Raw genomic sequence first — 9994 nt, 5'->3', positions numbered from 1 at the left:
AGTGAGTAAAGCCGTCATGCGCCGGGTTAGCGAGCCGCCGACCAGGGCATGAGCCCCGCGCACACGAACGGGCATGACGATCTCAAGACCGGGGGGATCTGCCGCTCCGCCCCGGATGCTGATCTTCGGCGCCGTCGACTTCGCCGCCGCTCTCAGCCAGGCCGGGCGCTTCCTCGGCTACCGCGTCACCGTCTGCGACGCCCGCCCCGTCTTCGCCACCACTGCCCGATTCCCGCACGCCGACGAAGTCGTCGTCGACTGGCCCCACCGCTACCTCGCAGCCACTGAGACCGACGCCCGCACCGCCGTCTGCGTCCTCACACACGACGCCAAATTCGACATCCCCCTACTCACCCTGGCGCTGCGTCTCCCCGTCGGATACATCGGCGCGATGGGCTCCCGCCGCACCCACGAGGACCGCAACCAGCGGCTGCGCGAAGCAGGGGTCACGACGGCACAACTCACCCGCCTCAACTCCCCGATCGGACTCGACCTCGGCGCCCACACCCCCGCAGCTGGTGGAGCCGGGCTGGCACTACGTCGCCGACCTGTCCGACCTTCCACAAGGCCGACCGACGCACCGTGATCTCGACGGCGTGGCCGTGGTCGCCGTCCGCCAGCCGGGCGACAGGGTGCACGCGCTGGCCGAACACTGCAGTCACCTGGCGGGCCCGCTGTCACAGGGCATCCTGGAAGACGGCTGCCTGCGCTGTCCCTGGCACGGCAGCACCTTCCGGCTGACCGACGGCTGGAACATCACTGGTCCGGCCACCGCACCCCAGCCCGCCTTCGACACCCGCATAACCGACGGCCAGGTAGAAGCACAGCTGCGCACCTGACACCGTCCCAACGGGCAGCACCCCTGCTGGCACCTCACGCAGCACGACGGTAGCCGTACCGATTCAGTTCACCAGCCTGCAGCCTGGAACGACGCCAGCCCACCCCACGGGCCAAGGGCGGCTGGAAGCAGCACCGCATTCGGAGAGCGGGCGCGCGGGAGCGAACCTGCGACGATTTCTCCGGCCCGCTTCCGCGAACGAGTTTGGCCAACGCCGCCTGAACCGCCACGGCGCGCTCCACCGTGTCGAACACTGAGGCTGCGCCCTCTTGAAGTGGCTGGTCAGCAGGGGTGGTGTGGCCCCGTTTCGGACTGCTCGTACAGGTCGCGGGCGGCAGTCTGGGGTGGAGATCGTCTGGCAGGGCGGTTTTACCGAAGCCCGAGGTCGGTGTCGCCGGACCTCACGACGGTACCGTCGTCCAGGGTGAAGTCTCCTCGCCGACGCGGGGGTGGTTCGACCAGCCGGGCCTTCCGCCGGCACCCGGAAGATCTCGGTCTCCTGCTCGGCTTCTATACGAAATTGTTCGGCGCCGAGGACCGCGGATCCTGCTCAGCATCGGTGTCGACGACGTCGACGAGACGCTCGGCCGGGTGGAGGCGGGTGGCCATGGCGAACCCGGGGGCCGGGGCGGCGGTGGTGCTTTTGCATTCTCGTTTTCGGCCACCTGAGCGGGAGAGGCTGATGGACGAGCTCAACGCTCTGGGAGTGTCGGAGGCGAGGAAGTCGCCGGGGAAGGCGGCTGGCCGCAGGCGATCACCCCGCCAAGGCGGAGTCGACGGCACACACGGAGCGCGCGGCGTCCAGCGGCTCCTGCATGCCGGCCACCATCCAGGCGAAGCCGGTGCCCCGCCAACCGGCACACCGCGTCATTCCGAAGGAATGCGAAACTCGAATTCGGGACGGTCCCACGGCACGGCAGGCGGGTTCGCAAACGCGGTCCCGGTCCGCACCGCACCAACGCGGTGGTAGAAGTCCTCGGCGGGAACATGCGACACGACCTTGAGACGGTCGAGCCCGGCGGCACGGGCCTCGGACTGCATGTGCGCCACGAGCAGCCGTCCAATACCCCGTCCTTGCGCTTCGTCGGCGACGAACAGCAGGTCGAGCTCCGGTGGCGCGAGGACGAGCGAGTAGAACCCGAGGACCCGGCCTCCATGCTCGTCGGCGCCGACGGCCACAAAGGCGCGGTGGGCCTCGATGTAATCAGGACCGACCCGGTAGCCCGCCACTGCGGCTGCGTACTTACCCTCGTAGGCGCCTGAGCCACGCACGAGCCGCGTGAGCCGTTTGGCATCCCGCGCGACGGCCCTCCGTATCGTGATCGACTGACTGATCGGGGAAGTGCGTGAACTCATCGGGAGAGTATTTCGCACCGGGAAGTGCCTTCGTACGGCGGGTCGGCTGCTCGGGCAGGCGTTCCCGCACCGCTCCCGGGAACCGCTCGCCCAGGCCCCGATCGGCCACGTCACTGCCGCCGAATTGGCCGCCCGCCAGCAGCACCTGGACGCCCGAACCGATGCGGAGGAGCTGGAGAACGGCGTGGTCGACGGCTGCTCTCCCTGGGCCTGCCGTGGCGAAGCCGAGCCGGTACAGGAAAATTCCGAGCCAGCCTCGTGAGGCGGATCATCCTCGACCTGTTCGCCGGCCCCGGCGGCTGGAGCCACGCCCTCACCGTCCCCGGGGCCCGGGGCATCGGCCTGGAGTCTCGGATCTCGCCGCCGGCCGTGAGGAGGTCCGCCGGTGTACTGCGCCGAGCAGGCCCCGCTCGGCGCCCTCCTGTCCGAACCGCGGCGCCTCTGGCTAGGCAAGGTGCTCCGGATGGTTCCCGAGGGGCTCCGCCGTATCAGCCGCTATCACACACAGCCCCTATGAGCGGGGTCCTGGCTGTAGCTGTTTGACCAGGTGGAAGACCTCCCGGGCCGCATAGCGCTTGAGGCAACGGACGATTTCACGTCGGGTCTTGCCCTCCTTGGTACGGCGTTCGTAGTAGTCCTGGGTGCGCGGGTCGACCCGCAGGCGGGTGAACACGATGCGATGCAGCGCAGCATTGGCCTGACGATCGCCACCACGGTTGAGACGACGGTACTGCCGGCTTCCCGAGGAACGCTCGACGGGACTGACCCCGCACAGCGCGGCGAAGGACGCCTCACTGTCCAGGCGTTCCGGGTTGTCCCCCACCGTGATCAGCAAGGCGACGGCCGTGTCCGGACCGATCCCCACCACCTCGAGCAGTTGCGAGGCATGACATTTCACGAGCCGGGCAAGACGAGCGTCCACATCCCGGATCTGCTCGGGGAGCTGGCCGATCCGGCAAGCCAGCAGACCCAGCGTGATCCGAGTGGCCTGCAGCACCCCCGCTTCACCGCCCTCGTCCTGGCTGCTCGCGTCGGTGAACCGCGCGCAGGTCCGGAAGAGTTCGGCATTGCCCAGTCCGGCCAGTTCTTCCCGCAAGGCGGGATCGGCAGTAATGAGAATGGACTTGAGCTGGTTGATGGCCTGAGTGCGTGCTTTGACCGCCGACGCCTTCGTGAGTTTGTACATTCTCGCGATCTGCACCGGCCCGTCGCCCGCTTTCACCCGGGCGCGGGCCCGCCCGCTCAATACGGCTCGCGCCGCGTTCTGAGCATCAAGCGGATCCGATTTGCCGCGCCGACGGCGATCTGCCCGGTCCATCCGGTTCACGTCAAACACGTCTATGCCCTGGGTCAGCAGATAGCGCGACAGGGACGCCCCGTAGGAGCCGGTCCCCTCCACCCCGGCCCGCCTCACAGCTCCCAACTTCCTGGCCCACTTCAGCAGATCGCAGTACCCGGCCGCGGTGGCCGGGAACTCGCCGGTGGCAAGCACAGTCCCTATCACGGACAGCACCGCAGCCACATGCGCATCCCGGTGCGTGTCCACTCCCAACACCACCTCCCCCACAGGGCGACGACGAGGGGGCTGCGGAGCAGGCGGCGTACTGGAGGACATGGCCGATGTGCTGGACATGGTCGTACTGGACATGCCCGTTCCCCTTCCGGTCCGATGACGCATCGCGTTGCCGGTACCGGGCCACGTCGGGCGGTCAGAATCGTGAGGACGCCACAACGATCGGCAAGCCCCTATCGGGACACACCCCCACCGGCCCGGCACCGACAACGCACCATCCCCGGCCAGCAGCCGACACTGTGAGACCGGGACACATTGGTCAGAGATGTCAGGAGTCAGGCCCGGACCCGGGACAGCACCCACCCATCCTCCCGCCCTTCACAGCAACCCCATCCAGAAACACAGAGCATGCTTAATCCCAGCTATTGGGGCATCCCAGATCTGACACCGGCCGATCGTTGTGCGACCCACAGTCCGACATCTTCGTTCAGGTTGCTTCACCACCGGTGCGGCGCCTCTCGACGGCTGCGGGACCGGGCACCAACGAGCTAGCGTTCGGGGCGAGTGAGTCGCCGAGCGGCGGCGCCGCCCGTTGTGCGCACTCGAGGAGGCGTTCGCAGACGCCGCAGCAGGATCGAGGAGCGGACGCTCGCCGCTCAGGAACGCTGAGGCCCCCTGCCAGCACCTGCCCGGCGGGGCCTCAGTGACCCATCACGTGTCACGTTGCTGTCACCAACACCGTCGACGCACCTGGACCATGAAAACCCCACCTGCATGAACAACATCGATGTAGACCACGTGGACGACTAAAGACGGTTCCTACGACATGTGCCATGTAGTACCGAGGGACGGTCCCAAGATCAGGACCGGGGCGTGTTCTGGCCCGTCAAAGCGGTATTGCAGGGTTTCGGCGTTCGTCTCACTCACCCACTCACGCTCCCACATCTCACAATTTCTCACGGGAGGGGGTCGCGACACTCGCCAAACCTCCCCAGGCTTCCGCCACCGGACGCAGATCCTCCACGTCCGGCTTCACGTGCCACTTCCGGGTCGTCTTCACATTGGTTCTTGGCCGTCCTCACATCGGCGTGCCCCGCCCACCGGGCCGGGACACGGATGTCCAAGGGGCGTCACCGAAGGTTTCGGTGACGCCCCTGATGTGTCGATCGGCAGAGCTGCTTTCCCGTATCCCGCGCCTTGATCGACTAGTTGAGGGCAGGCCTGTCGCCCTCGCGTGAGGGCACATCCCTCGTCGTCCGGTTCAGGCTGTGGACAGCGCGGCCTTGCCGCGGTCGGCCTTCATCGGGCCGGCGGCGGTCGGCCGGACGTCGAAGTCGAACATGGCGGTGGGTACGTACAGCGAGCAGCAGGCGTTGGGGATGTCGACGATGCCGCTGATGCGTCCCTCTATGGGGGAGGAGCCGAGCAGCAGGTAGGCCTGCTCTCCGCTGTAGCCGAACTTCTTGAAGTACTCGACGGCGTTGAGGCAGGCCCGGCGGTAGGCCAGCGTCGCGTCCAGGTAGTAGTTCGTGTCCGTGTCGTGGTCGACGGAGATCCCGATGAAGGTCATGAACTCCGTGTACCGCGGTTCGACGTTGCCCGGTATGAACACGGGGTTGGTCGAGATGCCGTACGTCTCCATGCCGCCCTTGATCAGGTCGACGTGGAAGTCGATGAAGCCGCCCATCTCGATGGCGCCGCAGAAGGTGATCTCTCCGTCGCCCTGGCTGAAGTGCAGGTCGCCTCCGGAGAGCTTCGCGTCCTTGACGTGCACGGGGTAGAAGACCCTCGATCCCCGGGTGAAGTTCTTGATGTCGTGGTTGCCTCCGTTCTCGCGGGCCGGCACCGTGCGTGCGCCTTCCTCGCCGATGCGCCGCGCGAGGTCTCCGGTGGCAGTGCCGGCGAGTGCGTTGGTGGCGTCCGGCGGTACGGCCAGGGGCGGGACCCGGTTGGGGTCCGTGTCGATCAGCGCCTGCTCGCGGGCGTTCCAGCGGGCGAGCATCTCGGTGGACGGGGCGGTTCCGAACAGCCCGGGGTGGGTGATTCCGGTGAAGCTGATCCCGGGAAGGTGGCGGGAGACGGCCCGCTGTCCGTGGAAGTCCCATACCGCCTTGTAGGCGTCCGGGAAGTAGTCGGTCAGGAAGCCTCCGCCGTTGGCCTTGGCGAAGATGCCGGTGTAGCCCCAGCCCTGTCCTGCCGAGTCCCCGGTCTGCTGCGGGACGGGGCCGAGGTCGAGTATGTCGACGACGAGCAGGTCGCCGGGTTCGGCGCCCTCCACGCCTATCGGGCCGCTGAGCATGTGAGGGATGGTCAGGTCGATGTCGCGTACGTCGTTGGCGGTGTCGTTGTTGCCGACCTGGCAGTCGGTCCAGTCGCGGCACTCGATTCGGAACTCCGACCCCGGCCGCATCATGGCGACCGTGGGGATGTCCGGATGCCACCTGTTATGTCCGGGAACGTCCTGCTCACGCATCGACTTGCTCTGGTCCACACTGAATACGACTTCGGGCATGACAGCCTCTCATTTTTGATCCGGTCAGGACGTTGTGCCTGTACTTCCGGCCGATTCCGCCGGGGCCGGCTGCCGCGATTTCCTGGTGAGCGGCCACAGCGCCGCGAACACGACGACACCGAAGGCGCCGAGAGCGATGGCGATCTCCGTGGTGTGCTTCCAGTAACCGGAAAGCAGCAGCGCCGCGGGAATGACACCCGTGACCCAGCCCTCGATCGCCGTCACCCAGCCCGTGTAGTCGGACAACCCCTTCTTCTTGAGCCCGAGCAGCAGGAAGAACAGGAACCACAGGAAGGCCCAGTAGAGCCAGATGACTCCGAACGGGTAATCCTTGAAGAGGTGGAAATTGACGAACGAGTACCCAAGGGCCACGATCGCCACGAAGAGGGAGTAGTAGCCGACACAGATGTTGTCGATTCCGGCGAGCAGGACGATACCTACATAGAGGTAGGTGAATCCGAACAGATAGATTCCGGATGCCGCCAGAATCTTCAGGTGGTCGTCGCCGGCCGTGAAGATGAGGTAGGTCGGCGTCAGCACCTGCAGTGCGCCCACGAAGAGGTTGAACACTGCTGCGGACTTGGCGTCGACCCTCCCCAGCAGCAACAGCCCGTTCAAGAACAGCACCGCACCGACAAAGAGCAGTCCCACGTTGCCCACGGGGACACACCTCCTAAGTCCGCGTGGGGGGTGGAATCGCGTGGCGCCCGGGCGGCCGATGAGTTGCCGAGGTTACGGCTCGACTCCCGGCGCGCCTTCCGTGATTCCGAATTCCGCGCACCGCTGCGGGGACGACGTCGTGCTCCGATGCCGAAACCCGCATGAGACGTTCAGCCTTGTCGACCACCGCCCTCAGAGACGCGGCAACCGCGAGAGTGCGGGGTGGGGGTGCCGTGGCACCCTTCTGCGTGGCGGCACTTGGGAGACCACCGCCGGGGCCTCACGCGCCTGCTCCTCCTGGATATGGAGGGCGGTGACCGCTTTCGAGGTCAACGAGAGACCGGGCGAGGAATACACACGTCTCGCAGTGCCTGCACAAGCAGGGCAACCGTAACTCCTGGGCGCCGTCCCGATTTCCAACTTCACATCGAAGGGCCCACAGCGGCTGCATAGATATTCGTAGGTCGCCATCAGCAGCCTCCGGGTTTCGGTGGACGCTGGCCAACCCGAGCGTGTGCGGCGTGCCCAGATAGGCGTACGCCACAATAGGTTTCCCAAGTTCAAGGAGACGTCTCGTAATTCCACATGTCAAGTCCCCGACGACTGAGCCTGCCCCGTCTCAGAACGACCCGATCGCGAGCCCCGCCGCTGCCGCCAGCAGACCCACCGCGAGGCTCGAAGCGCCGTACAGCAGAGAGTTTCTGACCTGTCCTTTCTCGCGCAGGTGGACCAACTCGTAACTGAATGTGGAGAACGTCGTATAGGCGCCGCAGAATCCGACGCCGGCAATGGGCACGGCCTGCTCCGGCAGCCCGTGCCGTGCGCCGAGGCCCAGCACAATGCCCAGCACGAACGAACCGGTGATGTTGATCAGCCACGTGCCGCGCGGGAACAGGCCCGGGCTTCGGTACTGCACGTACTGGTCGAGCACGTAGCGTGCGACCGCCCCGACCGCGGCCGCGGCACCGACGGCGAGCAGGGTGATCACCGGACCCACCAGCCGTACCGGCGGGCGCGGCCGTGCCGTGCGGCGAGCCGTACTCGCCGGGCCAGGGCCATCCTGCCGATGGCCAGGCCCAGGGCGGTGGCGGCCAGTCCGGCGAAAAGACTGCCGAAGACGTTGAGCGCCGCAACGGCGTAATGACCGTGACCCAGAAGGCGATCGGTGTCGACCATCCACGTCGAGAAGGTGGTGAAGGCGCCGAGAAAACCGACGGCGGCGAACGGTCGCACGTACCGGGTCGGCGGCCAGATCTCGAGCACATACACGAGCAGCAGCGCCAGCAGGAACGCACCGGACACGTTGACGGCGAACGTCGTCAACGGAAACGTCCCGCGGGGCGTGGGAAACGTCAGTCCCAGTACGTAACGGGCCGACCCGCCCAGGACGCCGCCGAACGCGACCGCCGCCAGGACGCCCTTGCGCAGCCGTGAGCGGAACGGCTCCCGTGACGGCGCGGGGCCGCCTCCTGTCTCGGCCTCGCCTCCTGTCTCGGGCTCGCCTCGCGGCTCGGGGTCGCCTCGCGGCTCGGGCTCGGCATCGGAGATGTATGTGGGCTCTCGGGATTCTCTCTCGGGCCCGGATTCGTCCGCCCGCATCAGAAGCCTCCGTAGAGAACACGGATCGGTACACACTGTCGCCCCAACTCCCGGCGCAGGCCCCGTCGAATATCCGCATCCTTATCCACTGGTCCATCTCCACAATATCCGTGGGGATTGCAGCGCCGACGCTTGCTCAACTAAAATTCAAGATCATCGGTACCCGACCGGTTCAGCCGGAGCGGAGGCCCCACCGATGGAGGGCGGCCATGGCAAAGATCCTTGCGGTGCTCTATCCCGACCCCGTGGGCGGTTATCCTCCCGACTACGCCCGCGACGAGATTCCGGCCATCGCCGGCTATCCGGGCGGTCAGACGACGCCGACTCCACACACCATAGATTTCACCCCGGGACAGCTCCTCGGCTGCGTCTCGGGAGAACTGGGACTACGCCGGTTCCTGGAGGACCGAGGTGACACCTATGTCGTCACCAGCGACAAGGAAGCGCCGGACTCCACCCTGGACCGCGAGCTACCCGATGCGGACGTAGTGATCTCGCAGCCCTTCTGGCCCGCCTATCTGACCCCCGAGCGGATCGCCTCCGCTCCCCGGCTCAGACTCGCGATCACGGCGGGGATCGGGTCGGACCATGTCGACCTGCCGAGCGCCATCGCCCACGGCATGACGGTGGCGGAGGTGACCTACAGCAACAGCATCAGCGTGTCCGAACACGCCGTCATGCAGATCCTCACCCTGGTGCACAACTACATGCCGGCCCACGACTGGGTGACCGCCAAGAAGGGCTGGAACATCGCCGACAGCGTCTCGCGCGCCTACGACCTCGAAGGCATGGACGTCGGCGTCCTCGGCTCCGGCCGTATCGGCCAGGCCGTACTGCGCCGCCTGGCGCCGTTCGACGTCACGCTGCACTACAGCGACATGCACCGGCTGCCCAAGGAGGTCGAAGAGGAACTGCGGCTGACCTGGCATCCCGACGCCCGCTCGCTGGCCTCCTCGGTCGACGTGCTGTCGATCCACACTCCGCTGCATCCGCAGACGCAGAACCTCTTCGACGAGGACCTGATCGGTTCCATGAAGCGCGGTTCGTACATCGTCAACACCGCACGCGCGCTCATCGTCGACCGGGATGCCGTGGTGCGGGCCCTCAACAGCGGCCAACTGGCCGGTTACGCCGGTGACGTCTGGTATCCGCAGCCGCCGCCGCCCGACCATCCCTGGCGCACCATGCCGTACGAGGCGATGACGCCGCACGTGTCCGGTTCGACCCTCTCGGCGCAGGCCCGCTACGCGGCCGGTACCCGGGAGATCCTGGAATGCTGGTTCGACGGGCGCCCCATCCGCCCGGAGTACCTGATCGTCGACGGCGGTGGGCTCGCCGGGACAGGAGCGCGCTCCTACACGGTCGCCGGATAACGCATATCGAGCCGCTCAATAACACGCGGCGGACAAGAAATCAGCAGAAGATCAATTGGACGACGCAGCCGAAGATCCACCACATGAGTGGGCAATGGACCTTCGGCTATGTCGTGCCTGTTGCAAGCCCATACCTCCTGTGA

Annotated in this window: 9 protein-coding genes and 2 pseudogenes; 4 read left to right on the top strand and 7 right to left on the bottom strand. The window is 66.7% G+C overall.

The genetic code is table 11. The features are described from left to right. Positions 1–97: 97 nt before the first annotated feature. From AQJ27_RS59725 to AQJ27_RS61085, 3 genes and pseudogenes are all read left to right on the top strand, one after another. Positions 98–586: pseudogene (locus AQJ27_RS59725) on the top strand (XdhC family protein); the annotation flags it as partial. Next, positions 519–839, top strand: a complete 321-nt coding sequence (locus AQJ27_RS59720) for a Rieske (2Fe-2S) protein (RefSeq protein WP_341866164.1) — start codon at positions 519–521, stop codon at positions 837–839. The pseudogene AQJ27_RS59725 and the gene AQJ27_RS59720, both read left to right, overlap by 68 nt. Before the next feature lie 536 nt (positions 840–1375). Continuing rightward, positions 1376–1444, top strand: a pseudogene (locus tag AQJ27_RS61085) (extradiol dioxygenase); the annotation flags it as partial. A 261-nt stretch (positions 1445–1705) separates the two neighbouring features. Here AQJ27_RS61085 and AQJ27_RS47335 read toward each other — a convergent pair. The 7 genes from AQJ27_RS47335 to AQJ27_RS47305 all read right to left on the bottom strand — a co-directional run bounded on the left by AQJ27_RS47335 (position 1706) and on the right by AQJ27_RS47305 (position 8478). After that, entirely contained in the window at positions 1706–2194 is a 489-nt protein-coding gene (locus AQJ27_RS47335) for a GNAT family N-acetyltransferase (RefSeq protein ID WP_079065839.1), read from the bottom strand. A 511-nt stretch (positions 2195–2705) separates the two neighbouring features. Continuing rightward, on the bottom strand, positions 2706–3809 hold the full coding sequence (locus AQJ27_RS47325) for an IS110 family RNA-guided transposase (protein WP_079065844.1): 1104 nt from the start codon (positions 3807–3809) through the stop codon (positions 2706–2708). Positions 3810–4968: 1159 nt separating this feature from the next. Next, positions 4969–6219 carry a formamidase gene (fmdA, locus tag AQJ27_RS47320; RefSeq protein WP_067384225.1) on the bottom strand — a complete coding sequence of 417 codons (1251 nt, stop codon included), beginning with the start codon at positions 6217–6219 and terminating at the stop codon, positions 4969–4971. Between the two features lie 24 nt (positions 6220–6243). After that, on the bottom strand, positions 6244–6879 hold the full coding sequence (locus tag AQJ27_RS47315) for an AmiS/UreI family transporter (protein ID WP_067384223.1): 636 nt from the start codon (positions 6877–6879) through the stop codon (positions 6244–6246). Between the two features lie 192 nt (positions 6880–7071). Next, on the bottom strand, positions 7072–7350 hold the full coding sequence (locus AQJ27_RS61080; protein ID WP_079065837.1) for an FmdB family zinc ribbon protein: 279 nt from the start codon (positions 7348–7350) through the stop codon (positions 7072–7074). A 148-nt stretch (positions 7351–7498) separates the two neighbouring features. Then, the gene (gene crcB, locus AQJ27_RS47310) at positions 7499–7867 is read right to left on the bottom strand and encodes a fluoride efflux transporter CrcB (protein ID WP_067384256.1); all 369 of its coding nucleotides are present in this window, start codon (positions 7865–7867) and stop codon (positions 7499–7501) included. After that, on the bottom strand, positions 7864–8478 hold the full coding sequence (locus AQJ27_RS47305) for a CrcB family protein (RefSeq protein ID WP_235613937.1): 615 nt from the start codon (positions 8476–8478) through the stop codon (positions 7864–7866). The genes crcB and AQJ27_RS47305 overlap by 4 nt, the downstream gene beginning before the upstream one ends. 209 nt (positions 8479–8687) lie before the next feature. Here AQJ27_RS47305 and AQJ27_RS47300 point away from each other — a divergent pair, with 209 nt between their 5' ends. Next, positions 8688–9851: an NAD-dependent formate dehydrogenase gene (locus tag AQJ27_RS47300; RefSeq protein WP_067384220.1), complete on the top strand. Its 1164-nt coding sequence runs from the start codon at positions 8688–8690 to the stop codon at positions 9849–9851. The last annotated feature ends 143 nt before the right edge of the window (positions 9852–9994 follow it).

Source organism: Streptomyces olivochromogenes, from assembly GCF_001514115.1.
Classification (GTDB): domain Bacteria; phylum Actinomycetota; class Actinomycetes; order Streptomycetales; family Streptomycetaceae; genus Streptomyces; species Streptomyces olivochromogenes.
The sequence above is the reverse complement of the archived record's forward strand: the minus strand, read 5'-3'. Positions and strand labels throughout refer to the sequence as shown.

What these genes read in the sequence shown, in the direction of transcription:
- AQJ27_RS47335 (WP_079065839.1), bottom strand. Translation starts at nt 2,194, where the DNA reads ATGAGTTCACGCACTTCCCCGATCAGTCAGTCGATCACGATACGGAGG.
- AQJ27_RS47325 (WP_079065844.1), bottom strand. Translation starts at nt 3,809, where the DNA reads ATGTCCTCCAGTACGCCGCCTGCTCCGCAGCCCCCTCGTCGTCGCCCT.
- fmdA (WP_067384225.1), bottom strand. Translation starts at nt 6,219, where the DNA reads ATGCCCGAAGTCGTATTCAGTGTGGACCAGAGCAAGTCGATGCGTGAG.
- AQJ27_RS61080 (WP_079065837.1), bottom strand. Translation starts at nt 7,350, where the DNA reads ATGGCGACCTACGAATATCTATGCAGCCGCTGTGGGCCCTTCGATGTG.
- AQJ27_RS47305 (WP_235613937.1), bottom strand. Translation starts at nt 8,478, where the DNA reads ATGCGGGCGGACGAATCCGGGCCCGAGAGAGAATCCCGAGAGCCCACA.
- AQJ27_RS47300 (WP_067384220.1), top strand. Translation starts at nt 8,688, where the DNA reads ATGGCAAAGATCCTTGCGGTGCTCTATCCCGACCCCGTGGGCGGTTAT.